This window comes from Paenibacillus sp. SZ31, assembly GCF_012912005.1.
GTDB lineage: Bacteria > Bacillota > Bacilli > Paenibacillales > Paenibacillaceae > Paenibacillus.
Map to the genome: position 1 here is coordinate 255,164 of NZ_JABBEA010000005.1, position 25,966 is coordinate 281,129.

Below are 25,966 nucleotides of genomic sequence, written 5' to 3' on the forward strand. Positions count from 1 at the left end.
GGTTATTCTTTGACCGCGCCCACCGTCAGACCCTGTACGAAATAACGCTGGAAGAACGGATAGGCGAATATAATCGGCAACGTAGCAAGCACAACCATCGCCATTCGGGACGTATCCTGCGGAATGGACTGCATGGCTGCCAGACTCATCGAACTGTTAGCAGAGTTCTGCTGGATAAACTGGATGCTCGACTCAATCCGCATCAGCATGGATTGCAGCGGTACCAGATTCGGATTATCGATGTATAATAACGCATTGAACCAATCATTCCAGTAACCGAGTGTACTGAACAACCCGATGGTTGCCAGCCCCGGCAAGGAGAGTGGAACCACGATTTTCATAAAGGTATAGAACTCACCGGCGCCATCAATTTTCGCCGATTCAATGACTGCATCCGGTACACTGGTGGAGTAGAATGTACGCAGGATCATAATATAGAAGGCATTCATCGCCAGCGGCAGAATCAGTGCCCATAACGTATCTTTCAACCCAAGCAGCTGGGATACGACCATATAGGTTGGAATCATCCCGCCGTTGAACAGCATGGTAAGAATTGCAAAGATGGAGAAAAATCTCCGATATCTGAAGCTCTTGCGGGAAACCGCATACGCATACAGCGACATGAGAATCAGACTGATGATGGTACCAAGTACCGTCACCAGGATGGTAACTCCATACGCCCGCAGCAGCGTGTCCCCACTCTGCCAGACAAACTGATATGCCGCGAGACTCCATTCTGCCGGAATCAGACGATACCCATCACGGGCCAGTGCTTTCTCGTCTGTGAACGAGATGATGACTACAAATATAAAAGGAAATACACAGATCAGAGCGAATAGACCTGCGATGATGTTCATGATCACGTTCCAGCCGTTGGATACGTGGTGGAAGTCGCGTTTTTTAACGAGCCCTGCTTGAGCCATAGTGGTTCACTCCTTTCCCTGTCCTAGAATAGGCTGCTGTCTTTATCTACTTTGCGAACAACATAGTTGGAGATAATAACAAGCACAAAGCCCACCACGGATTGATACAATCCCGCTGCTGTACTCATGCCGATCTCACCACTAGTTTTCAAACCTCGATATACATACGTATCAATAACATTTGTCACGGAATATAGCGTACCCGAATCCCTTGGCACCTGATAGAACAGTCCAAAGTCGGCATAGAAAATGCGGCCTACGGCCAGTAAGGTCATAATCGTGATGATAGGCGACAGCAACGGAATCGTAATGTTACGAATCTGCTGCCATTTGCTTGCTCCATCAATCATGGCTGCTTCATACAGTGATTTATCAATCCCCAGAATGGAAGCCAGATAGACAACGCTGCTATACCCGATGGTTTTCCATAACGCTACGAATACCAGAATATACGGCCAATATTTTGCCTCGGAGTACCACTGAATCGGTTCCATCCCGAACCAGCCGATGATCTGATTCAACATACCGCGGTCCATGCTCAGGAAGCTGAATGCGAAGTAACCAACGATAACCCAGGAAAGGAAATACGGCAGGAACATGCCCGTTTGATACAGTTTGGCGAGTCGTTTATTAACCAGTTCCGAGAGCAGGATTGCCAATGCCACAGCAAATACCAGTCCCAGGAAGATAATGGCGATGTTATAAAAGAGGGTGTTGCGTGTAATGAGCCATGCATCACTTGTGCTGAACAGGAATTTGAAATTGTCCCAACCTACCCATTCGCTCTTCATCAGACTTGCCCAGAACCCTTCACGGCTGAAGCGATATTCCTTAAAGGCAGCCACTGTGCCCACGAGTGGCAAGTAGGAGAAGAAGAAGAACCAGATGGCGCCTGGCAGCACCATGAGCAGCATGACTCGGTTTCTAATCAGGTTTTTCAAAAATGTAGTCATTGTGGAGATCCTCCTTCAGGCTTGAATGAAAAAGGACCGGACGCGATAAGCAGTCGCCCGATCCTTACGATGTATCGTTACTTGTTTTCCGCTCTCCAGGCATCCAGTTGGCTTTGGGCTTCAGCCATTACTTTCTCCAGTCCGGCTTGATTGAACTTCTCAATCACTTGATCCAGATTGGTCGCCGGGTCCAGTGTACCTGTCATCAGTGCTGCCCAATATTGCTCTTTCACGTTCTGTACCGCCGTCAGTTCGGAAGATACATTACTTGCATCGAAGTTGAAGCTGAGGATCGGGGAATTGACACCTTCAGCATTGAACTTCTTGAACTCATCCCATTTGTTGTCCGGGTCATTGCTGTTCAGGAAGAGCAGCATGTTGTTGCCCAGGGAATATGAAGGCATATCGTAGTTTTTCGACTCAGGCAGATTTTCCATATGTGTGTCATCCACTTTTTTGTAGTGTGTGCCCTCGATACCGGAATCCACCATATTGCGCAGCACAGGATCTGTGTTCAACAGGTTCAGGAATTCCATCGCTTTCTCCGGATATTCCGAGTTGGCCGAGATCGCCATGATGGAGCCTTGTACAGATGTATTCGTGATGATCGCATCACTGGCTGGAGTCGAAACGACTTCATAACCGTAACTTGCAGACCATTGATTGTCCGCGAGCGGCTGAGTCTGTGCACGATCCAGGAACCAATTGCCCGATGTTGTCAGGTCGTTCGTGGAACCTGTTGTTGCTGCTTCTGCCGACACATAACCTGCTTTGTAGTATTTGTTCATGGTGGTGAGTGCTTCTTTCATTTCAGGCGTTTCCAATATGTTCACGAGCTTATAGTCCGTTGTATCCAGCTTGATTGCCATCGGCAAGTTCTGGATGACATAGTCATACGGCACGTAAGGAACATAGTTCTTATCCATCGCGAATGGTGTTACACTCGCCTCGTTTTCCTTGATCGTTTTGAGCAGAGGCTCCAGACTGTCTAACGTACGAACGCCAGAGATGTCCAGCTTGTATTTATCAACCAGCATCTGGTTAAAGCGCCATACCTCTTGTTGAGGCAGCTCTTTGTTGGCTGGAATTCCGTAATTGTGTCCATCTACCTTCGAACCGCTGAGGAATGCAGGATCAATGGTCTTGGTGAGATCTTGACCGTATTCAGCAAGCAAGTCATCCAGTTCAAGGAATGCTCCTTTTCTTGCATTTTGTACATAATCGAATCCACCCGAAGAGGTGAACAGAATATCCATTGGCTCACCGGATGCTACGTTAACCTGCATCTTCTGCGGGTAGTCGCCCCAGTCAACCATCTTCATCGTCACCGTGGCATTAATTTTCTCTTTGGTATACTTGCTGACTTCTTCCATCACTTTGTTGACGTCTTTCTGAGGGGTACCTATGGTATACCAGATCAACTCAACCGCGTCATCTCCCGCTCCCCCGGATTCTGAAGCACTTTTGCTTCCTCCACAGGCACTAAGAACAAGCGTAACGGCCATTAACAATGCAAGAACGAGTGAGAAGCGTTTTCTTTGTTTACTCATTTCTTTGATCCTCCCTTTTCGTGTTCCCTTAGGCTCTACTTACTAACTGCTTTAACCTTATCGAATGAAAGCATTTACAAAAAGAAGATAAACTTAAGTTTTCGGGGTACAAATTAAAGACAAATCATCCTTGGGCATTAAAATTATCCCTGTTTTAATAAATCGCTTACATGAAAGAGACATACCGGGTAACGTATGGCACGAGTCTCATTGCATGCCATTCTTGTTCCCGATATGTCTCTTGGAATCCGTCCGCAAACTTAGTTTCTACTCGTCACCGAATTAACCAAACACCTTGAAATCAGTCGGTGAAATTCCTACATATTTGCGGAACTGCTTGTAGAAATAACCCGTCTCCCAATATCCCACATTTCGGGCGATCTCATGTACCTTCAGATTCGAATTGCGTAGCTGCTCCTTCGCACGTTCAATCCGGTATTTGTTGATGTATTCGGCAAACGTCTCCCCGGTCTCCTTATGGAACAATTGTCCCAAATACACCGGATGCAGATGATAATGGGCACCCAATAGCTTCAAGGAGAGCTCTTCTGCGTAGTGTTTGTCGATATGCTGAAGCACCTGGTTCACAATCGGATTCTTCAAATCCTGCAATAGGGATTGGATGGTCTGTGACCCAACCTGCTGAAGTGCATGCACGAGCTCATCAAAAGTGCCACTCTCCAGCACAAGTTGAAGCCCTTGTTGGTATATGGCAGACTCATCCGAGTGTTTGATGCTCTCCAGTTCCATTTTGAAGCGAATCACAACTTCCAGTGCGGTATTCTGTAACTCCCCAGGCGTAAGCCCATCGCGATGCTGTTCAAAATCCATGCGAATCCGGTCGGCAAGTTGTTCTGTATTGCGGGACAGAATGAGTTTGGCATACTCCCTCCAATCAATGAAAAAGGTCGCCGTGGAATTTCCGCACCTTTCCAGCATGGCATGGTCGATGACTTTAAGGTCGGGATAAATCATCACATACTGGAGTGCTTTTTTGGCCTCCTCATAACTGGTCGGCGCATGGTATAACCCTTTCATCAATCTGCCTGCTCCAATGCGTGCCGCCGGATGGGTTACGTTTATCTCATCAGATAATGCCTGCAAGCCATCCATCAACTTCTGTTCCTCGTCACTCGTACCCTGAATATTGGCAATAATGACGATGTCTCCATCGATATCATGAAATACGTTCAGATGGCGTCTGTCTCTCAGCATCTCTTCTACGCGTTCAAACATGCCGGGTACTTGCCCTTTGTCACGCAGAATGGCCACAGCAACGTCTGGTGCATCCAACGAAAGGTTCATAAACTGGGCACGTTCTTCAAATTCGGTAGCTGCAATCTGTCCTGTAAGCCATCGATGAAGAATGTTATCTTTCAGAATCTGAATGCCATACGCATCATCGGCTTGAGGTGATACTGTATGATCCAGCTTGGACGCTGTGTTGCTCAGCGTGGATTCCAGTTCCTCTACATTAATCGGTTTGAGCAGATAGTTTTCGATCCCCAATTGCATGCCTTCCTTCAGATATTCGAACTCATTGAAACCACTGAGGATAATGACCTTAATCTCAGGTTGTACTCGCCTTGCTTCCCGAATCAGGTCAAGACCATTCATGAGTGGCATGGATATATCCGTGATCAGAATGTCCACAGGCTGAGTGGAGAGCGCTTGTAAAGCTGCCTGCCCATTACCTGCATGGCTCACAATTTCCATACCAAATGAAGACCAATCCACAATATCGTATAAGCCTTCAATGATGAATGGCTCATCGTCCACAATAAACACCTTGTACATGTTAAACACCTGTCCCTTCTGTATGTGGATAACGCACCCTGATTCGTGTTCCTTCTCCGAGGGTGCTCTCTATGGTGATACCGAACTCTGGCCCATACAGGAAACGCAATCGACTATGGACACTGCGCAGCCCGAACATCTGACCAGACTCTTCAGGACGTTCCAGTTCTTCAAGGATTTCCGTCAGGCGTGCCGGATCAATGCCTTTGCCATTATCTTTGACTTCCACTTGCACCACATCATCTGTCTCTTCCACAACAATCGATAATCGGTTATCCGAACGTTCTGTCTGAATGCCGTGTACGACATAATTCTCAATGATAGGTTGCAGCGAAAGTTTGACCACAGGGTGTTGATAATATGCAGCATCGATCTGGATCGTATATATGAAAATATCCTTGTAGCGGATTCGGAATAACTCCAGATACAAGCGGCAAGCTTCCATCTCATCCTTCAGCGTATAGTTCTTCTTCTGCTGTACCAGGCTCTTGAACAATACGGATAAACTATAGATCATCTCGCCAACATCTCTCGCCCCTTGGGATATCGCCCTCATCCGAATCACTTCAAGCGTATTGTAGAGAAAATGAGGGTTGATGCGCGCCTGTAATGCGACCAGCTCGGTCTCCTTCTGTTTGATCTCGGCTTTGTAGACTCGTTCAATATAGAGATTTAGCTCGTCCAGCATGTCGTTGAAGCTATGTGAGATCTGCCCCAGTTCATCATCACGCGGATCGTCAATGCGAGCCGTGAAGTTGCCGTATTTCACTTTTTGGGTGAAGCGAATAATTCGACGGGTTCGTTTGGCAAAGTTAATAATGAAAAATGCGGGAACCAGCACGGCAAACAAAATACATACGATACTGATCGAGATAATGGTATTGCGAATCCCCGCATAGGTTTCAGCCATCTCTTCTACCGGAACGGTGCCTATGACCACATAACCCTGATCCGCGGAGACAAACTTGTTCACATACATGTTCTGCTCCTTTTTCATTGAATCCATATCGGTCTGATCAAACAGGGAATCGGCTACATTCACGTAGGGATACTTCTTCCCGTAATAATGATTGTTGGAGTCAAATAACACTGTCCCTTTCGCCGATAACACCACGATTTCTCCCTTGAGATTACTCTCGTAGTTATCCAGCGCATTCCCGATTCCCTCCGAGTCAAAGAAGACAAGAAATTGGCCCAGATTCCGAAGAGTCTGTGTATTGTTAATCGGTACGCGGATGGAGTAGAGCGCAGGGTCCCATTGATTAATCTCTTTGCGAATCCAGTAGTTGGGTGCACTGATATTGGGTGTTTCCATCGCCATCACGTCCGGAATATAGGAATGAGCTACATTGGCGTCCAGCTTGCGGAACTGCTTGTGTTGATTAAAGGTAGACAGATCCTGCTGCTCAGCGCTATACAACATGAGTTGATTAATCTGCGAATTACGATCCATGATGTTCTGAAAATGTTTCAACACATCGGCCGAATAGTCATCCTGATTAGCATAATATCCATTGGTCATGTGCTGAACATATTCAGCGTACGAATGATTCATCAGGTACGTAATGTTGGCCGAGAGTGCCTCATTCTGATGCATATCCCTCACCATGTTTTGCACCGATTCATACTGCTGATGAATGTATCGATCTACATGTTCCATTGCCGCCTTCTGGATCGCCAGTTCCCGGCGAATCGTGGAGTCGGACACCGACAGGAAGATGATATAAGACAACGTAATGATCGTGACAATCGATATCATCGAGAAGATCAGCAACATTTTCATAAACATATTATTTTTGAAGAAATTATTGTAAACGCTAACAATTTTCAATTCGCATGTTCCCTCCGATGCTGTTTTCCTGACTTGAATTATACCATCAGGCTTCTGACATTAACTTGTCACCTGCAACTTTTCTTTAGTTTGTACTAGCGATTCTTTAATTTCACCCTATTTAAAAACGCTTTCATCCACTATCGTTAACCATAAGTTTAGCTTTGTGTAAAAGAATACCTTACATTCATTCCACTTGAAGGAGGAACAGCATGACACGCAAACTCAAACCTAAAGGCCTCATACCCAAGGTAACCGCCATGGTCCTGACTACGGCTCTGCTTGGACAAGTTGTTGCATCATCCGTTTATGCCGGAGACACGCTCCCTTACACCGGTGAAAGTGCCAAAGGGGTGAATCAGCCCTATCAACATGGATACACCTCGGCCCAGATTTTGAACTGGACACCGGAAAGTGATATCCATGGCGATTTACTTCGTGCCCATGTTCCCTTGCAGCCCCGTAATGAAGCGTTCGCTGCCACACAGGCTTATCCTGAGCTTAGTCCGGACACCCAGCTATTCACGATGAGTGGTGATTACGGCAATGCATTCTTCGATAGCACACCTTATACCAATGAATTCAGCCAGTATCTGTTTAATTATTGGCAATATACAGACTACTACAGCTATTGGCACGGCATGGCCTCTGCGGGCGTACCTGAGGAACTGTATGATCCGAGTAAAGAGTGGACGGAGAAATACTTCGAGTTTGGCATTTTGAACATTCCGAATCCGGCCTACACCAATGCAGCCCACAAGAATGGCGTTAAGTCCATTGCTAACATCTTTTTCTCGGACAATGACCGTGGGCCACAAACCTATAAACAAATGCTGATCCAGGATGAAAACGGTAATTTCCCTGTGGCCGAGAAACTGGCCGAGATGGCAGGATACTACAATTACGATGGATATTTCTTCAATCAGGAAGAAGTTGCCCGGGGTGTAGCCCCTGAGGATATCGCATCCTACAAGAAATTCATGAAATATCTAAGAGATAAAGGCCTGTACGTTCAGTGGTATGATTCCACCATCAATACAACAGGCAAGATTCAATACCAGAACCAATTTAATGGACTCAATAGCCCCTTTGTACAGGATTCCGTTCTCGGCAGAGTCTCGGATTCCATCTTCCTGAACTATGTGTGGAACCACAAGATGCTCCGCGATTCCCGTAATCATGCCCTTAGTCTGGGACTTGATCCACTGGAAACCGTATTTGCTGGTGTCGAAGGTGGACATGACAAATTCGGCCGCTGGAAGCAATCCTATGACCTGCGCCATAACCTGGATGAGAACGGTCAACCCATGAACAGCATCGCGACATTAGGTGCCGACTTCACCCACAACGCTCTGGATGAAGAGATGGGCGATGGCAGCACCAATCATCGTGCGGAGGATGAGTACCAGTGGATGACCTTTGTACGTGATCGTGCCTGGTGGTCTGGTCCAAATCAAGACCCGACAGATGCACGTCGTAATGCGTCTGCCGATCTGTCGGATGTGTATGCTTCCGGTGCAAATTGGGATGGAATTGCCGCTTATCTTACCGAGCGATCCGTCATCAACGGCTCCAATTTTGCGACCAACTTCAATACGGGCCACGGTCTGAAATATTATGAAGACGGTGCTGTCTCGAACGATAAAGAATGGTCAAATATCAACATTCAGGATATCCCTGTCACTTGGCAATGGTGGATGGATAGTGAAGGCGACAAGCTCAGTGTTGATTTTGACTATGGTCCCTCTTATGAGAAAGGCGCAAGGTACAACTATGACTCCATTGGCGCGTTTAATGGCGGCAGCTCTCTCGTGGTGAACGGCACACTGAACGCAGAGAACTTCCTGCGCCTGTACAAGACCGACCTGTCCGTCAACGGGCAATCGAAACTGGAACTGACGTATAACAAACCGTCGACTAGTGACGCTTCCTCCCTGCATGTTGGGTTGATCTTCGAAGACGATCCATCCAACGTGGTCAACGTAAATGTGCCTAATGCAGGCCAGCATACGGAAGGTTGGAAGACGGCTACACTTGATTTGAGTGCCTATCAAGGAAAGACCATTGCCGCTATGGGATTATCCTTTGACCCGAATGGCGAGACAATTGAGAATTACCAGATGAACATTGGCGAGATCCGCATTTCCGACGGTTCAGCGGCTGTACCGGATGCACCGACCGGATTCCATATTGCCAAAGCACTGACCAACACCGATGAACTGGTTGTCGCATGGGACATGAAGGACTATTCAGAGGTTAAGCAATACAATTTATATGAAAATGGTGCTTATGTTGGCGGCGTGTATGATTCCACTTTTTATATCAAATCGCTAAAACAGCCGTCTGGAGAACTATCCATTCGTGCGGTTGGTGCAGATGGTACCGAAAGTGAAGCAGCGCTCCTGCCTTATGATCTGAATGCAGCCGTTCAGAATATCGATGTGAAATTCAAAAAGAATGGTGATGCAATTGTAAGCTGGAAAAACCCGAAGAAAGCGAAAGATTCGGGTAAAGATAAAGACAAGGATAAAGGCAACGAATCGATTCAGCTCACACTAGATACCGAATACACGAAAGAACCCATCACCAAGTCACTTCAGGTCAAAAAAGGAAAACAGTCTGCCGTCTTGACCGGACTTCCGACCAACGGTGAGCATTACGTGCTGAACATCGCCATTGGCGGCCAGAATCCGGTAACCTATACCGGACAGCTAGCAGATCTTCAGATTACACCATACGCCAAGGAAAAGGTCACGGTAAAAGATGGAAAGTACACATTAGCCCTCCCGGATCTGGAGGACTGGTACAAGATCTATGTATATGAAAATGGGGTGCCACGCGAGTTCGGAGTCACTTACGTATCGCAAAAATTCCCGTATATCATTCGGGGAAGAACGAAGCTTAGTGAACTGACCTTTACGCCGTCATCCAACAACAGCTCATTGAAGCTGGTTATTGAGGATTATGCGGGCAATCAGGCCACTACGATTTTGAGGTAAAAGAGATCCGCAAGGTTAACCGAATTAGAGGCTTAGAGGTTTAGAGCTCTTTTAAATTTCCAGGTTCCTACGTTGCGAGAAATGAATCTTTCTAGGGCTGCCGTGAGAGGGATTCCCCTCTCCCTTCAAGCGCTAACGAACCTACCGCACCCTAAACGGCGGATTCTCAAGGAATGCAAATTTTAACGAACTCCAGTGGCGTTATTTCGCAATAAAACAGCGCCAGCACTTAAAAATCGACCAAATTGACGAAATAACGCCTCTTCGATTCGTTACACCTGAACACTGTGCAAATTGGAGCGAATAGCGTGTGCTCGGTTCCTTAGACCAACATTTACACTTGCCCCTCGGATGACAGAACAACCCTCCGATCACTGTTAGCCCAGATTTCTATGATTCCTTTATGAAAAGGGGAAGTCCCGAGATGAGATAAAGGCGAAGCAGATGCTTCTGATGCAGCTTTCTTTCAGAAAGCTTTTAGCTTCGATTCTTCAGGTTATTTCTGTCCTCTCCGTTATTATGTAAATGTTTAGTTCAACTTATATAGCCAAAAGGCGAGTCTCCATTCATCAGGAGACTCGCCTTTTGGCTATTATATAAATTAAGAAGTTCCTTTTTGTTTACTCGCCTGCATCTGCTGGGCAAATCGCATCATCTCTTCGAACTCTTCCTCGGATACGGCGTCTCCATCGGTGCTTATGTCTTGTACAATCGGAATTTCGGGCTTGGCTTTGGTTCCTTTGCCGTATGTACGGGTACGGGTTCCAGCTGCACCAGCAGCCTGTTTGCCTTTGACCTTGGCCTGATCGCGAATATATTGGACGGCTTTCTCGTAGGAGTTCACCTGCTTGAGCAACATGTTGGAGGCGATCGCCTCAACGAAGTTACGATTAATCCGCTGCTCTCCGCCGGATACAAGCAATGCCATCAAATAATGAATCAATACATTGATGACTTCACCAGGCAACTTGTAGCTCAGATCAATTTTCTCAAATATATCGATCAGATTGTCCGGTACTGCACCTGGGAAGAATGTCTGCAGCAAGCGGGTATATGGCTCATTGCGTAACATCATATTGTATTGGTGAATATCACACTTCGTCATAAATTGTGGAGGTACTTCGACATAGTATTCCATCTGTACCCCATGTTCAAGAGGGGGTTCACCCGAGTCCTCTTTCCGTTCAGGCTCCTCCATATGCTGTCTCAGTGCCACGACTTTGGCTGCCTGTACAGTCTGTTGCTCATGACGCTTCTTCGTCTGTCTGAACTGCATGCTCGCCTTATGCTGGAGATCATCCAAAATCAATTGGCCCTGTGGACTGAAGATATCATCTTCATCCAGCAGACGGCATACATCCTGCACACTGAGGTTGAACTTGTTCACGACATAATTCACAATGCCCAATTGTTCATGATCGAACCGCAGCTGCTCTACATGACGGCGATTGACCGACTCCCGCGGAAAACGCAAAATAATGTCGGCATAGTTCAAACTGTTTTCTTCCGCTGCATCATTCGTGCCTGTCCGCTGGGCCGTAGTCGATACTTCCGACAATGCCTGCTCCAACTCGTAATCAATTACATGGGTATTCAATTCAAATATATCGTAAAAGGGAACGGAAATATTCTCTTTATTGGCTGCTGGATAAGGCGCGTCCCCATTTTCCACTGCCGAGAAACCGGATCGCAGGGAAAGGACGGCAAATTTGCCTATCTTGTCACGAAGCAGCAGTGTCAAATGCTGTGTCCGGAAAAATTCTGCCGGAGAGAGCGGCGGTTGCAGCTCATATTCGTAGATGTAATCATCATTTTCCGGAATATATAGCCGTGAAGTCTGAAGCAGCCCCACTGCCTCAAGCTTGGATGTCTGCTCTAACAAATATTTACGCCCTTTCTCACTTGGCTCAAGTCCAAGTGTCATGAACAGCCTCCGTTGCTGTTCAAGCGGCGAATAACCGACCTGTTCACCGGGAAGATGCTGAAAAAATAGCCGATACAAGCCAACCGCAAAAGCACCTACCATGGGCTGATATGCTCCTGTAAGCATACGGTCATCCAGGGCGCTAAGTCCAAACTCCCTGTATACGCAGTAGCGATGATGTTCAGTATAATGGTGCAGATTCTTCATGCGCATAGCCTGATCTCCTTCTCCCCAAAAGTATGTTTATCTATTCTATCATAAATGTCTGATCCTCAAATGCTCAAAAACAGGTAAAAAGATGGCCTGTTCTCGCTCCGTTTCGTCCTAGGTCGACATCATTCACGTTTTCGCCGAATTCAGCAACTTTCGAAAAAAACATGTCGAGAGTCGCTAGAATACTATAAAAGCTCTAGCAGCAGAATACAAGTGAAGATCTGAAGTGAATGTTCTCCAGATGTATATGAAGTACAACTGTACAATAATCCATCTTATATCAATGAACAGCAAAAAAGCCTTCCCTTTGTACTCGTAAGCGTTTACGACAAAGACAAGACTTTCACGCGATTACAGTCATGCATGTGTTACCTCTTTCCAGCAAACTAAAACATTCTGTACCCACCCAGACGCAACTTCTGGATCGTCCAGCCACTGATTACCGCACCAGCCAATCCAGCGATACCCGTCATATAGTCAACAATCTGGAACGAACCCAGATGTGACACCAGAGATGACGAATGATCCCATAGAGAGTACACGACGATAGGCAGAATTACAATGATGAACAAATAGGAAGGAAACCAGGTGGTCTTCATCAGCATGTTCAGAATGAAACCGATACCAAACATCATAACGAAAAATAATACCATTAATACCAGCACAGGTATAAATTGCATCGGCCGACGTTCACCTCTTCTTTCACACATTCGGGTTTCACTTCTGGATAGTAGTTAGTGTACCGCAAAAAATGTGGCGAAGCAACGAACTTTCTGGACAAATTTCCCTATATTCACGCTCTGTCCATTTGCCCTTCTGCTTCATGTTGGGATACAATGTAAACGATAAAGCACTCACCCGTCCCTTATAGTACGTGTTCAAAAAGACTGTTTTTCAGTACCGAGAAGATGGAATGAAGCTAGAAATGGAGTAGCGGAGCGTAGATAGAGCTACGTGAGCAGCGGACATTTCGGCTGAATGCCATATTCGATGCTGATGATGCCACCAGGCATCATTCGTAATCAAAAGCGGACTTTTTGAACAACCTCTTATAGGGATTTGGAAATATACCTTGCAGGAGGAACACAACCAATGAACGAAGCCGCATCAACACTGGAGGGCTGGTATGCCCTGCATGATTTTCGCTCGATTAACTGGGCCGCCTGGAAAGCAGCAGATGATGAAGAACGTGCTGTAGCACTGGACGAGCTTCAAGCCTTCTGGAAAGAATGGAAAGAAGTTGAGGATTCATCCAAAGGAAGTACAGTCGTGTATACGGTTGTAGGTCAAAAAGCAGACCTCGTCATGATGCACCTGCGTGAAACGCTGGAAGATCTGAAGGCTGTTGAGAACGCGTTTAACAAAACGATGTTTGCCCAATACACAACCAAATCGTATTCCTACGTCAGTGTAGTGGAACTGAGCAACTACCTTGGCAAAGAAGGCGAAGACCCGATGCAGAATCCGGATATTATCGCCCGTTTGAAACCTGTTCTGCCGCAACGACAATACATCTGCTTCTATCCGATGAACAAAAAGCGTGAGCTGAATGACAACTGGTACATGCTGTCCATGGACGAGCGTCGCACCATGATGCGCAGTCACGGCATGATTGGTCGCAGCTATGCAGGTAAAGTGAAACAGATCATTACTGGTTCTGTCGGTTTCGACGATTGGGAATGGGGCGTTACGCTGTTTGCGGATGATGCACTTCAGTTCAAGAAACTCGTCTATGAGATGCGTTTCGATGAAGTTAGCGCCCGTTATGGCGAATTCGGTTCGTTCTACGTGGGAAGTCTGTTGAACGAAGGAACTTTGGAAGAGATGCTTAAGCTGTAAAAATAGTGCAACACACAATAAAGCACCCCGACATCTCCTCTAAAGGATATGTCAGCGGTGCTTTTCTCATTCATGTACAAATGGACAACCAAGTCGGACGATGATCCATTTCATTTGCAGTTGTTCACTCTATTTTATAAGTCTCAGTTAATTCTTAATCCTCGTCCTCTTCATCAACTGGTTTTAGCGATTCGAGGAACTCGGCTGTGGCCCGGTCACGGTCTCGACCCTTCTCTTTCAGCCGCTCAATCGCGGGCAAAATGAGAATATCCACTTCTTTCTGCACAATGTAGGCCAGATCATACTGATCCTGTTCCTCCAGATAACCACCGACCTGCATCAGGGCGTTGTATCGATCCAGTTCTTCACGCGTTAATAGTCCCCGGACCTGAACACTGCAATGTCTCATCCAAAAAACCGCCCTTTCTTCAGGACTAACGGAATACCACCAATAATGAACAGATAGCGCAGATCAACCAGCTTCTTCAACTGAGCCGCTTTCCAGCCTTTGTATTTCTTACCGCCTACAACGGCAATCGCTTCACCTTTACCCAATGAAGCAACCGTACCTTTGCTCGTAAATACAAAAGGTTGTGGCTGTTTCTTGCGAATGGATGCCACGACGTTCTTGGCGCAGTTCACACCCTGTTGCATCGCAATCTGGGCTGTTGGCGGATAAGGCCGTCCTTCCGCGTTGAACACAAGTGAATTGTCACCGATGACATAGACATGCTCATGCCCTGGAGCACGCAAGTAGTCATCTACTTTCACACGTCCTCGCATCACTTCAAGACCGGCCTGTTCAAGCAGTGAGTTACCGCGAATACCCCCAGTCCATACGACTGTAGCAGCATCGAGCTTTTCACCCTCACCCACAATAACCCCGTCCGGGAGACATTGCTTGATTGGAACACCAATTTTGAAAGTAACGCCCTTCTTCTTGAGCACATTCATCGCATGCTCTACCAGTTCCGGATCAAATCCAGGCAAAGCCGAAGGCGCTGCCTCTACATTGTAGATATGCACATGTTTCGGATTCACGTCGAACTCCTTGCACAGCTGTGGAATGCGATCTGCAAGCTCAGCTACGAATTCAACGCCACTGAAACCTGCTCCACCTACGACAAACCGAATACGATTTCGTTTGTTGTCGTTTTTATACATCGCAAATTGATATTCGATGTGTTCTCGAATCAGTCTGACCGAGTTAATGCTGCGGATCGTCATCGCGTGATCGAGCATCCCCGGAATACCGAAGGTCTCAGGCTCACCGCCTAGTCCAATAATCAGATAATCATAGGATAACGTGCCGTCCTCCAGAATAATCTTCCGATCCTGCAGACGAATCTCCTTCACGGAAGACTTGACCAGGTCAATCTTGAACTCATCAATCAGCTTCGAAATAGGGACTCTTGCATGCTCAATGGTATCCGTGCCGGCTGCCGGCATATGTAGATGTGTAGTAATATAATGATAATCATGCCGGTTCACCAATGTGACGTCGGCCTCGTTATAGTTCAATTCCTTCTGCAGCCGCTGGGCTGTCAGAATCCCGCCATAGCCCGCGCCGAGGATGACGATTTTGGGAATACTGCTCATGTCTATACCCCTTCCGGTTTCACTTGCACCAGCCCAATCCTGGGTGAGATGCAAAATACACTTACTTACAAATATTGATGAAGTCTTGCCCATTATGACAACAAATGTTAACTTCGCGAATTTATTTAAACGTTTGCATCAATTTCATAACTCACAAAAAATGGATTTATGAAATTGATTCGCATGCACGCAAGTTATCGTTTCAAGTTGTGAAATTAACCACAAGTTTTCACAAAACACGGGAGTTGTATTCACATTACTTATTGACTCTAAATTAGACAAAAAAACACATAGTACAGGTCAAGGATATCTGTATTTCTGGTAAAGATCAAGGTTTTTTTTGTTATTTTTCATAACCTTTCATTTCCAATTTCATCCTATTCTCATCTGATCTTCATCAATTATTCTCAGATTAGTGATGCAGCTAACTTTGCAACCCTGAATACACCGTTTATAATAGGAAAGACAGTTCAGCACCAACGCCGGTTACGATACGTAGCCCGCACATTCTTCCTGTTAACTACCTATTAAAATATGAAAGGTGTTGTTGATTCTTGACTGCACAGAATTCCAGTCATGATATGACTGATTTGCTTATTATCGGTGGAGGCCCTGCGGGTCTGTTCGCCGCATTTTACGGTGGGATGCGTCAGGCATCCGTTACACTGATTGAAAGTATGCCACAGCTTGGTGGACAACTTGCTGCTCTTTATCCGGAGAAATACATCTATGATGTAGCCGGATTCCCGAAAGTAACTGCTCAGGAACTGGTAAATAACCTGATTGAGCAAATGAGTCATTTTAACCCGAACATTCGTCTTGAAGAAAAGGTTATATCGGTTGAGAAAAAGGATGAACAACATTTCGTCGTGAAGACGGATGAGAATGAATATCATGCCAAAGCCGTCATTATTACAGCTGGTGTAGGTGCATTTGAACCACGTCGCCTGGAGCTTGAAGGTGCTGCCAAGTTCGAGAAGAGCAACCTGCACTACTTCATCAATGATCTGAATGCCTTCGCCGGCAAAAAAGTACTGATCAGTGGCGGCGGCGACTCTGCTGTAGACTGGGCACTCATGCTGGAGCCAATTGCTGAGCAAGTAACGCTGATCCATCGCCGGGACAAGTTCCGTGCACATGAGCACAGTGTCGAAAACCTGATGAATTCCAAGGTTAATGTCGTTACACCGACTGAAATCACGGAACTTCATGGGGATGACACCATTACCAAGGTAACCCTTTCCCATGTGAAAACCAAAGAAACACAGGAAATCGAAGTAGATGACGTGATTGTTAACTTCGGATTTGTCTCTTCACTCGGACCAATTGCCGAGTGGGGAATCGAAATTGACAGTAACTCCATCGTTGTTGATTCCCGCATGGAAACATCCATTCCAGGAATCTTTGCTGCCGGAGATATCACAACGTATCCAGGTAAACTGAAGCTGATCGCTGTCGGATTCGGTGAAGCCCCAACAGCAGTCAACAATGCGAAGGTATACTTCGATCCGGATGCCAAGTTGTCCCCAGGACATAGTAGCAACATGAAACGCTAGTTTCGCTGAAATAACATAATTGACACAAAAAAGGGTATCTTACTCCTGAGTGAATCCATATCAGGAGGGATACCCTTGTCTTATATATGCCCGCTGTGTAACGGTCTGGTTGTACCGGAGCAGGCTTGCCCCCACTGCCTTCAGGGACTGTTAGAATGCGGCAAATTGGACGACTACACCGGACCATACAGCCCCTACGTATTCCAACTTTCCTCTGACACGGCAGACGAAGCCGAAAACGTTTGCAATCATGTGATGTACTGTCACCATTGTCAGACGAGCACGCCATGGCCTGTCTCACTATGGGACTTGTCCGGAAACCTGTAACATTGCCTGCAATGAGGATCTCTAGTGAAGAATGGCAGATACGTCGGTACCCAGTTTGCGCTTATGGATTTCTGCCAACAGCAGTGCGATGAAATCTCGTTCGAGATTCAACTCAATCGCTTTATGGTAGGAATCCAACAACATCTCATCGGATAACATAGCCATTTCCCGCCACAACCTTTCCTTTTTTTTCCTCAAAACTATCATATCAGAGATTCATATAGAGAACAAGCGTTCTTGTTATCCACAACGATATGTGGAAATCCTGTGCATAGTTTGTTGATAATTGGTAAAAATGTTGAGTAATCAACGTGTATAGTGTGGACAATATTTATGCACAGGGAAGATGTACGACCATCAGAACGTTTATCAGCGTATTTTTTTTGGAATAAATTCATAGTTTCAAGACTTGTTGCGAGTAAATTACCCTGGAATGTAAAATTTCAAACGTTTTTCATACCGTTTTCTTCTATATATTATCGGTTTTTCTTGGATTTTCTTGAGCTTTTCCATCCATTTTTTATTGTGGTCTGGTATTCACTTCCAGAATCCAGATCTTGCCTGAATAATCCAGTCCATAATCAAATCCCAGCTGACCTACACCGGGGAACTGACTTTCCATAATGTACGTGCATGTCAGTGTTAGGGAGCGCATCTCCCGGCGTTTGTGCCGACCTGATATATGGGGCAGGGATAAACCAAGGGCTCGCCTTCCCGATAACATGGTGCCACCTTTGCTCAGATTCGTCACACAGAGTCCTGGGCGAGCGAGTCGTCCTACCAAGGAACGGAATACCCAGCCTCGTTCGGTCTTGACGACTTTGACTCTGTAATCAACAGGTCTTCCTTGAATTGTTGCCAGATGAATGCCCTGCTGAATCAAATACCTGCGTCTTGCCTTTACACGGACCAGCGAGCGATACATCTGACTGAAACTGGCGAAAGAACGTGTCGTTTTCATATGGGTGTATCGATAAGTCCCTCCGCCCGCCGATACCCGGATGACACCGTAACCTCCACCACCGACAATAGGTTTGACATACACCATTCCATAACGACTGAGCATGTGCAGCAGATTCCCCGAGTTGAATGCCTTGGTCTGTGGAATATGGACAGCAGCTACTGGGTACTTCAGCAGTGCCGCTGTCTTCCGCCATTTGCTTGCAAGCTGTCTCGACATGGGTTGATCTCCTTCCCTAGAACAATAGTCCTTCCTTATACATACTCAACAGGAGCCGTGCTTTCTTGGATGTCTGTCCAAGGCAAAGGCCCCTTTTCCCTGGAACATGTCCCAGGGTGATGGCGGAAAAAGGAACAAGCGCCCGGTTTGCTTTTCAAACAAGTCAATCTGTCGTATGCTACTAAGGAATGGCTGGAAGGGCTTAAATATGAGGATCTAAGGAGCGTTCTGAAGAAATGGAAGCATTTTTCAAATCACTGTATGGCGTAGCCTATTTTGCAATGTCGATCGTTCTGGTAGCCGTCACGGTACTTCTCTTTGTCACAGGTATCCGACTGTTTATTCAAAAGCGCAATCGCGGCTTTGCTGTGAGTTGTCTTATATTTGCCTGTTTCATCGTCTTTATCATTGTTGTTATGTTAACTACGCCCTTCTCTGCCACACCTCCGGGTTCACCGGAAGCCATGGCTGCCCTGCTTCACTTCGGGTAGTTGAACCTCTGTAGAAGGAGATGCTTATGACACATAATGAAACTTTAGGAATTATTGATATTGGCTCGAACTCCATTCGGCTTGTAATATACGAACTGGATCAGAACGAAGCCTATCGCATCATTCATGAAGACAAATACGCCGCTCGTCTGAGCAGCGTTGTTGAGCAGGATGGTACCATCCTGCGCCATTCACTGGATAAAGCGATCACTATCTTGCGTCAATTCAAAGCGACCTGTGATGCGTATCAGACCAAGCTGATTCGCGCAGCAGCTACGGCAGCTATTCGTAATGCAAGCAATGTCCTGCAGATTATTGAATGGCTTGAGACAGAGACGGGGCTTACCATTGAATGCGTATCGGGTGATCGGGAGGCCTATTATGGTTTCCTTGGTGTCACTCAATCCATTGATCTGGCCGACGGTTACGTCGTGGATATTGGAGGCGGGAGCACGGAGATCACGGTCTTTCGGGATCGGAAAAGGTTACATAGCATCTCCCTCCCCATTGGTGCAGTAAATTCACATGCCCGTTACGGGGGTGAAGATCAGTGGAGCGAGGCGAATGCGAATGCACTGTGCAACGAAGTCATTCAAGCTCTACGTGGACAGGATTGGATTGCTGAGCACCCCGGTCTGCCACTTATCGGACTTGGAGGCACAATGCGTACACTCGCCAAAGTGGAACAGAAGCGCACCCAGTATTCGCTGCCTGTCACCCATCATTATGAGATCGGTGAGGAAGCGATGGAGAACATCGCGCGTTCATTGCCACACCTCACCTCGGCACAGCGCAAAAAGGTGCCTGGGCTCGCCAAAGATCGTGCAGATATCATCGTGCCTGGCGTATTGATCCTGCGAACTGTTTTCCGGTTAATACAGGGCGATCGGTATGTGGTTAGTGGTGCGGGGTTACGAGACGGGTTGTTGCGAGATTACATGGCTGGAGGTCAGCCGGTCATTCCGGACGCGCTGAAGGACAGTATCCGTAACTTTATCCATTTTGGTCCGCCTATTCCAGAGAAACGTCTGCAACGGATTCATCAGGATGCGGTTACCCTGTATACAGCACTACAAGGGTCTGCTCCTGATCAAGCAGATGCCCGAATCCTGTATGCGTCCTCCATGCTGCATATGGCTGGTAAGCAGATTAACTATTTCCGTTATACACAGCACTCGGCCTATTGGATCATGAATGCGAGCATCTATGGACTTTCTCATCGGGAGACCATTCTCAGTGCCAGTGCGTCCGATTATCATCCTAAAAAAAGAACGCCCCAGCTGCTGAATAAGCACCGGGACATTCTGAAAAGCTCGGATGAGCGGCATGCTCATCGTATAGGCTCTCTGCTGCGTGTAGCCGAAGCCATCAATCGATCCGAGAGCATCGCTACGATCGAAGCAACAAAAGAAAACGACTCGCTGCAGGTGCAATTCACCTGTACAGCTGAGCCGTTACTGGAACTTGATGGCCTGGAAGAGGCCGTCAAAGACTTACAGGAAGCCTGGGGAGTTACGTTAGCGCACTCCATTCAGCAGGCTTCCAAGGGATAATTCCCATGGCCTCCGTCTGACTTCTCAGCGGGGGCTTTTCATTTTCTACAAATACATAATTGCCACCAGGCATAAGTTGTCTCGCTTTGACATTATCCATAAGGGATAGATTAAGGATATCCACCAGCATCTTTTTCAGCTCTGGATCGAATACAGGACACATCAGTTCAATTCTTCGATTCAGGTTACGTGTCATCCAGTCTGCACTGGAGATGAATACATCAGGGTTACCGCTATTTTCAAAATAAAACAACCGTGAATGCTCCAGAAAGCGGTCTACGATGCTAATGACCCGAATATTTTCACTGAGCCCCTCTACCCCCGGACGCAGGCAGCATACGCCGCGCACGATCAGATCGATCTGTACTCCGGCTTGAGAAGCCTCATACAATTCATCAATCATGTCCTGATGGGATAAGGAGTTGATCTTGGCAATGATTCTGGCAGGTTTGCCTTTCAGGGCATGCTCCGTTTCTCTACGAATCAGTGAAAACAGTTCGTCCTTCATACCATCCGGAGCAACGTGGAACGCCTGTAATGCCTTCGGACCGGAATAACCGGTAATCTCATTGAACAATTCGGATGCATCTTCTCCAATAATCGGATTGGAGGTGAACAGTCCCACGTCCGTATACACTTTGGCTGTACTCTCATTATAGTTACCGGTTCCTACGTGAACATAACGTCTCAAACCCTGCTGTTCCCTGCGTACGACAAGAATGATTTTAGCATGGGTTTTCAGTCCAACCAGTCCATAAACGACGTGACAACCGGCCTTCTCCAGCTTACGGGCCCAAGCAATGTTGCGCTCTTCATCGAACCGGGCCTTCAATTCCACGACAACCGTGACCTGCTTACCACTCTCAGCAGCAAGCGCAAGTGCCGGAATAAGGCGTGAATCGCCATTGACCCGATATAGGGTCATCTTGATGGCCAGAACTCTTGGATCTTCCGAAGCCTCCAATATAAAGTCGGTAACCGGCTCAAACGATTCATACGGATGATGCACCAATACATCCCGTCTGCGCAGCAGCTCGAAATGACTTTCTCTGGGCAGGAACTCCAGTGGATAGACGGGTTTCACCGGACTGTATTTCAGATGTGAGAAGCCCTCCAGACTATCTACGAATCCAGCCAGAAAACTCAGATCGAGTGGTCCATCAATTTCGTATACCGGGTCCTGAATATCGAATTCATCCTGCAATTCCAATAAAGCATCCGCACGAAAATTCTTGCATACCTCCAGTCGTACAGGTGCTCCTCGGCGTCTGCGCCGCAATTCCTTTTCAATGGCCTCCAGCAAATCTCCGGTTTCTTCTTCATTAATGAACAGATCCGCATTGCGGGTCACCCGGAATTCCTGTACAGCCAGCGAAACATATCCGCTGAACAGAGTGTGAATATGATGTTTGATGAGGTCTTCAATCAGTATGAATGTTTTCTTTTTGCTATTCGCCCGGATTGGGGCCTGAACCACCCGCGGCAAATTGGAAGGTACCTGAACAATAGCCATAAATGGCTCGCCCCCTAGCTCCTCTTCCTTCTGCAGCATCACGGACAGATAGACAGACTTGTTGTGCACCAGCGGGAATGGACGACTCTGATCAATCGCCATCGGTGTGAGTACCGGAAAAATAATCTCATGGAAGTACTGGTCCATTGCACGTTGCTGTGTCACATTAAGATCTGTATAATCCTGAATGTTCACGCCTTTCTTGGCGAGTAAACGAATGAGTTCATGATACGTTTTATACTGTTCGGCGACCATGGTCCCGGTTCGTTTGATCAATCTGCGGTATAATCCCGAAGGCGTATACCCTGTAAAATCCTTTTGCGTGAATCCGGCTTTGATCTTTTCTTTTGTCTCCGCGACCCTTACACTGACGAACTCGTCCAGGTTACTGGCGACAATGCCGAGAAACCTCATGCGTTCCAGCAACGGTGTCGTTGGATCCTGAGCCTCCTGCAATACGCGCCGATTAAATTCAACCCAACTTAAATCACGATTAACGTAGTTGCCTGTTTTGACATCTCTATGCATATATGGCCTCCGAATGTGTTGTATCTATCCTTAGTTAGATGTTCTCATATAATTGTACTATTCGTAATCAACATCAAGCGTCAGCGCAGTGTAAACGCTGCGTAAAATTTATGTAAATGATACCTCATGGACGCAACTTTTTCCATCCCTTTACAAAGGTCAATAGACAGAGTAAAGTGAAGTACAGTGTGATTTGGTCCGGTTGCTTGTTATCATTTCCAAATATCAATATTTAAAGGAGTATATAATGAAATCCAACAAACCTAGAACGTTACAAAAAAATATAGAGTTTTTCACGGCTGCACTCTCTCAATGTGTAGTGTGTGCATGGCAGGAAGACCCTGCTGGCGTCTACTGTGAAGTAGGTAGCGGCATCGTCGAGCGGATCAGTGAAGACAGCGTGCGCATTCGCAACAATGACGGAACGAAGAGTCACTATGCACGAGATATTACGATGTTCCAGACCGAAAAATAATTTTGCGTAAATACGTAAAAAAGACTAGCTTTCCCAAACAAGGTGTTGTATACTCTTGCCACAAGGAAAGGAGGTGCGTCAACATTTCTAATGTCATGTTGAACGTGTCCCTTACCCGATCCACTAGCTCAAAATAAAATGAGTCTGGTGGAGGCGCGGGATACGGATCAATGTTTTAAAAAGCGCCACGGGTAGAAAAGCCGTCTTCGGACGGCTTTTTGTTTTGTCTTTTTTCATAGAGAGGTTGAGAAAACACCCAAAATATTGGAAATGGACCCTTTAGTCGAGTAAACCAGGATGGCTATAATTAGGATGCAACTCAACCCAAATCCGAGGAGGCATCTTGTAATGTTCAAAAATGTAAGGGGTTTCAAGACATCCATCATGTTGGCTTTTGTTTTGTTATTCACCTCCATCATGTTGCCCGCAGGTCAGCATGCCAGCGCAGCACCAAGTTTCGCCAAAGGAGCCGACATCAGCTGGGTTCCCGGAATGGAAGCCCAAGGTTACAAATGGAAAGATAAAAACGGGGTACAGCGTGACATCATTGATATTTTGAAAAAGGATTATCAAATTAACTCCGTTCGCATTCGGGTCTTTGTTAATCCTTCGAATGATTATGGGAACGGTTACATGAATAAGGATCGTGCGGCTACACTCGCACAACGTGCCAAGAATGCCGGCATGAGCGTAATGCTTACCCTGCATTACAGCGACTCTTGGGCAGACCCTGGTCAACAGACCAAACCAGCTGCCTGGAAAAACTATACCTTCCAACAGCTCATGGACGCAGTGTGGAATCACACACGTGATGTCATGACTGCGATGCAAAGCAAAGGCGTTACCCCGGACTGGGTACAGATCGGGAATGAAACAAGTAACGGCATGTTATGGGAAGATGGTAAAGCATCCACCAACATGAAAAACTATGCGTGGCTGGTGAACACAGGCCATAATGCAGTGAAATCCCTGAGCAGTGGCACCAAAACCATTGTGCACCTGGCAGGTGGGGATGATAACGCCCTCTATGTATGGAATATTGGTGGTTTGATCAATAATGGAGCTAACTTTGACATGATTGCCATGTCCCTCTACCCTTCGGCTTCCGGCTGGAACACAGCTGTGACGAATACGGTAAACAATGCCAAGGATATGATCAACCGTTATGGCAAAGAGATCATCATCTCCGAAATTGGCATGGACAATAATCAGGCTGCGGCTGGTAAAAGTTTTGTCGCGGCGATGAAAAACCAAATCCGCAATCTGCCGAATGGCAAAGGAAAAGGCGTATTCTACTGGGAGCCTCAGGCTACACCAGGTTATAACAGTGGCTACGGCAAAGGCGCTTGGCAATCGAATATGATGCCAACGGTTGTCATGGAAGGATTTATTGACTAGAACACGGAGAGGTTAGAAGTGTGGGCTTTGGGGGGCAGCGTGGTGGGCGTTCCGATGGCGGATCGTTCTTATGATCGCTGTTATCCCCAGATTTTTATGAATTCCCCTTATTGGGGAAAATCCGGGGATAAAGGCGCAGTTTATGCTTACGATGTAGCTTTCTTTCAGAAAGCTTTTAGCTCCGCTTCTTCAGAATCGATTCCGCCCCCTCCACTACGTTGTTGCTCTATGAGGCACTTCTAAAACCGTGGGTAGTCAAATGGATTAAGTAGTAAGGTAAACAAGAGCTTGAGGCGCTATTCCTGGGGGAGTAGCGCCTTTTTTTTACGTTGAAGCGAGTTGTACAGTTGAGGTTGCCATTTTACTAGCGCGCTGGGCATTCCGGGGCAGATCGTTCTTATGAGCTAGGCTGAATGCAGAATGGTTTTTTCACTTACATATGAATATAATAAAATAAACATGCAGAACATCGGTTAGCTTATTTCAAGAGCGGGGGAATATGGATGAGTTTTTTAAAAGGTATGGGGCAATTGGCTGGGGAAGTTACCGGGAAAGTATTGGGTGGCAGTGTGCGGGTTGTGGGTGAACTTGCGGGAAGTCCCTTTATCAAAGAAATCGGAAACGGCGTAGAGAAAGCTACGATTAACACAGGGAAAACCGTTGGGCAACTGGCTAGCGGGACATATGATCTGGCGAGTGGTGCGATTCGAAAAGATGATACCGCCATAGACGCGGGGCTTGCCGATATTGGAGGTGCCGTAACCAATACTGCAAAAGGTGTAGCGATATCAGCCAAGTATGTCTATAACGGTGGTAAGGATGTCGTCGTGGGCTTGAAAGAGGAAGATAAGGACAGAGTCAAGCTTGGCGCCAAGAATCTTTTAGCTGCCGCTGCGGTGACAACACTCGCTGTAGGTGTGATTGATGCAGTTGATGGGGTTGAAGGTGTGGATGCGTAGGATTTGGTTGTTTAGATCACCAATATCACAACAACTGAAGAAATACAGCCTAGCAGGGCAACAAAAATATGTAGGCAACTAAATGAAATTTTTTCAATAAAAATCCGTTGTTTCTTCTGAATAAAGCACGAGTAGATGAACACTGTAACCACAATCGGTAGATATAAATGAAGATCAGGGCCATCAGTACTCGGTAATAGTTTATGAATAAATCCACCTATCGTCTCGTTGATGAGCATAAATCCATATATAATACCGATTACCGCTGAAACAGCAAACTGAAATATTGTCTGAACTACATCATTCTTCAAAAAGAACAAACCTCGTTTACGGTATAGGTCACTAACCATAATATATG

General features: G+C 46.5%; 22 protein-coding genes. 9 read left to right on the forward strand and 13 right to left on the reverse strand.

Annotated features, from left to right (window positions below; all coding sequences use genetic code 11):
• Positions 1–2 precede the first annotated feature (2 nt).
• From HF638_RS13145 to HF638_RS13165, 5 genes are all read right to left on the reverse strand, one after another.
• Complete coding sequence (locus HF638_RS13145) at positions 3–923, reverse strand: carbohydrate ABC transporter permease (protein ID WP_036605781.1); 921 nt, start codon at positions 921–923, stop codon at positions 3–5.
• A gap of 23 nt (positions 924–946) precedes the next feature.
• Positions 947–1,876: an ABC transporter permease gene (locus HF638_RS13150; protein WP_036605780.1), complete on the reverse strand. Its 930-nt coding sequence runs from the start codon at positions 1,874–1,876 to the stop codon at positions 947–949.
• Positions 1,877–1,953: 77 nt separating this feature from the next.
• Complete coding sequence (locus HF638_RS13155) at positions 1,954–3,426, reverse strand: ABC transporter substrate-binding protein (protein WP_169480608.1); 1,473 nt, start codon at positions 3,424–3,426, stop codon at positions 1,954–1,956.
• A 282-nt stretch (positions 3,427–3,708) separates the two neighbouring features.
• On the reverse strand, positions 3,709–5,223 hold the full coding sequence (locus HF638_RS13160; RefSeq protein ID WP_169480609.1) for a response regulator transcription factor: 1,515 nt from the start codon (positions 5,221–5,223) through the stop codon (positions 3,709–3,711).
• Position 5,224: 1 nt separating this feature from the next.
• Positions 5,225–7,054, reverse strand: coding sequence for a sensor histidine kinase (locus tag HF638_RS13165; RefSeq protein WP_169480610.1), 1,830 nt, complete (start codon positions 7,052–7,054; stop codon positions 5,225–5,227).
• A 212-nt stretch (positions 7,055–7,266) separates the two neighbouring features.
• Here HF638_RS13165 and HF638_RS13170 point away from each other — a divergent pair, with 212 nt between their 5' ends.
• Positions 7,267–10,053 (forward strand): endo-beta-N-acetylglucosaminidase, encoded by a 2,787-nt coding sequence (locus HF638_RS13170; RefSeq protein ID WP_169480611.1) that lies wholly within the window; start codon positions 7,267–7,269, stop codon positions 10,051–10,053.
• Between the two features lie 601 nt (positions 10,054–10,654).
• Here HF638_RS13170 and HF638_RS13175 read toward each other — a convergent pair.
• Together HF638_RS13175 and HF638_RS13180 are read right to left on the reverse strand one after the other, a co-directional pair.
• Entirely contained in the window at positions 10,655–12,190 is a 1,536-nt protein-coding gene (locus HF638_RS13175; RefSeq protein ID WP_169480612.1) for a replication initiation and membrane attachment family protein, read from the reverse strand.
• A gap of 386 nt (positions 12,191–12,576) precedes the next feature.
• Positions 12,577–12,870, reverse strand: coding sequence for a YuiB family protein (locus tag HF638_RS13180; RefSeq protein WP_169480613.1), 294 nt, complete (start codon positions 12,868–12,870; stop codon positions 12,577–12,579).
• A gap of 412 nt (positions 12,871–13,282) precedes the next feature.
• Here HF638_RS13180 and hemQ point away from each other — a divergent pair, with 412 nt between their 5' ends.
• Positions 13,283–14,029: a hydrogen peroxide-dependent heme synthase gene (hemQ, locus tag HF638_RS13185; protein WP_169480614.1), complete on the forward strand. Its 747-nt coding sequence runs from the start codon at positions 13,283–13,285 to the stop codon at positions 14,027–14,029.
• A 154-nt stretch (positions 14,030–14,183) separates the two neighbouring features.
• Here the strand turns inward: hemQ and HF638_RS13190 are convergent, their stop codons facing one another.
• Both HF638_RS13190 and HF638_RS13195 read right to left on the reverse strand, forming a co-directional pair.
• Positions 14,184–14,438, reverse strand: a complete 255-nt coding sequence (locus HF638_RS13190; protein ID WP_169480615.1) for a hypothetical protein — start codon at positions 14,436–14,438, stop codon at positions 14,184–14,186.
• Complete coding sequence (locus HF638_RS13195; RefSeq protein WP_036605766.1) at positions 14,435–15,628, reverse strand: NAD(P)/FAD-dependent oxidoreductase; 1,194 nt, start codon at positions 15,626–15,628, stop codon at positions 14,435–14,437. Before HF638_RS13195 ends, HF638_RS13190 begins: the two co-directional genes overlap by 4 nt.
• 581 nt (positions 15,629–16,209) lie before the next feature.
• Here HF638_RS13195 and HF638_RS13200 point away from each other — a divergent pair.
• Together HF638_RS13200 and HF638_RS13205 are read left to right on the forward strand one after the other, a co-directional pair.
• On the forward strand, positions 16,210–17,184 hold the full coding sequence (locus tag HF638_RS13200; protein ID WP_211175646.1) for an NAD(P)/FAD-dependent oxidoreductase: 975 nt from the start codon (positions 16,210–16,212) through the stop codon (positions 17,182–17,184).
• Positions 17,185–17,259: 75 nt separating this feature from the next.
• Positions 17,260–17,511, forward strand: coding sequence for a hypothetical protein (locus HF638_RS13205; RefSeq protein WP_169480617.1), 252 nt, complete (start codon positions 17,260–17,262; stop codon positions 17,509–17,511).
• A 21-nt stretch (positions 17,512–17,532) separates the two neighbouring features.
• Here the strand turns inward: HF638_RS13205 and sda are convergent, their stop codons facing one another.
• Both sda and HF638_RS13215 read right to left on the reverse strand, forming a co-directional pair.
• Positions 17,533–17,676 carry a sporulation histidine kinase inhibitor Sda gene (gene sda / locus HF638_RS13210; protein ID WP_017692430.1) on the reverse strand — a complete coding sequence of 48 codons (144 nt, stop codon included), beginning with the start codon at positions 17,674–17,676 and terminating at the stop codon, positions 17,533–17,535.
• A 355-nt stretch (positions 17,677–18,031) separates the two neighbouring features.
• Entirely contained in the window at positions 18,032–18,691 is a 660-nt protein-coding gene (locus HF638_RS13215) for a YheC/YheD family protein (protein ID WP_169480618.1), read from the reverse strand.
• A 236-nt stretch (positions 18,692–18,927) separates the two neighbouring features.
• Here HF638_RS13215 and HF638_RS13220 point away from each other — a divergent pair, with 236 nt between their 5' ends.
• Positions 18,928–19,182, forward strand: coding sequence for a hypothetical protein (locus tag HF638_RS13220; protein WP_062837940.1), 255 nt, complete (start codon positions 18,928–18,930; stop codon positions 19,180–19,182).
• Between the two features lie 26 nt (positions 19,183–19,208).
• The gene (locus tag HF638_RS13225; RefSeq protein WP_169480619.1) at positions 19,209–20,735 is read left to right on the forward strand and encodes a Ppx/GppA phosphatase family protein; all 1,527 of its coding nucleotides are present in this window, start codon (positions 19,209–19,211) and stop codon (positions 20,733–20,735) included.
• Here HF638_RS13225 and ppk1 read toward each other — a convergent pair.
• Complete coding sequence (ppk1, locus tag HF638_RS13230) at positions 20,695–22,776, reverse strand: polyphosphate kinase 1 (RefSeq protein WP_169480620.1); 2,082 nt, start codon at positions 22,774–22,776, stop codon at positions 20,695–20,697. The genes HF638_RS13225 and ppk1 overlap by 41 nt on opposite strands.
• 247 nt (positions 22,777–23,023) lie before the next feature.
• Between ppk1 and HF638_RS13235 the strand changes: the two genes are divergently transcribed.
• The 3 genes from HF638_RS13235 (at position 23,024) to HF638_RS13245 (ending at position 25,608) form a co-directional block, all read left to right on the forward strand.
• Positions 23,024–23,251 (forward strand): hypothetical protein, encoded by a 228-nt coding sequence (locus HF638_RS13235; RefSeq protein WP_169480621.1) that lies wholly within the window; start codon positions 23,024–23,026, stop codon positions 23,249–23,251.
• Between the two features lie 348 nt (positions 23,252–23,599).
• Positions 23,600–24,649 carry a glycoside hydrolase family 53 protein gene (locus HF638_RS13240; protein WP_169480622.1) on the forward strand — a complete coding sequence of 350 codons (1,050 nt, stop codon included), beginning with the start codon at positions 23,600–23,602 and terminating at the stop codon, positions 24,647–24,649.
• 503 nt (positions 24,650–25,152) lie between these two features.
• On the forward strand, positions 25,153–25,608 hold the full coding sequence (locus HF638_RS13245; RefSeq protein WP_169480623.1) for a hypothetical protein: 456 nt from the start codon (positions 25,153–25,155) through the stop codon (positions 25,606–25,608).
• 11 nt (positions 25,609–25,619) lie between these two features.
• Here HF638_RS13245 and HF638_RS13250 read toward each other — a convergent pair whose 3' ends face one another.
• Complete coding sequence (locus tag HF638_RS13250) at positions 25,620–25,958, reverse strand: hypothetical protein (protein ID WP_169480624.1); 339 nt, start codon at positions 25,956–25,958, stop codon at positions 25,620–25,622.
• Between the last annotated feature and the right edge of the window lie 8 nt (positions 25,959–25,966).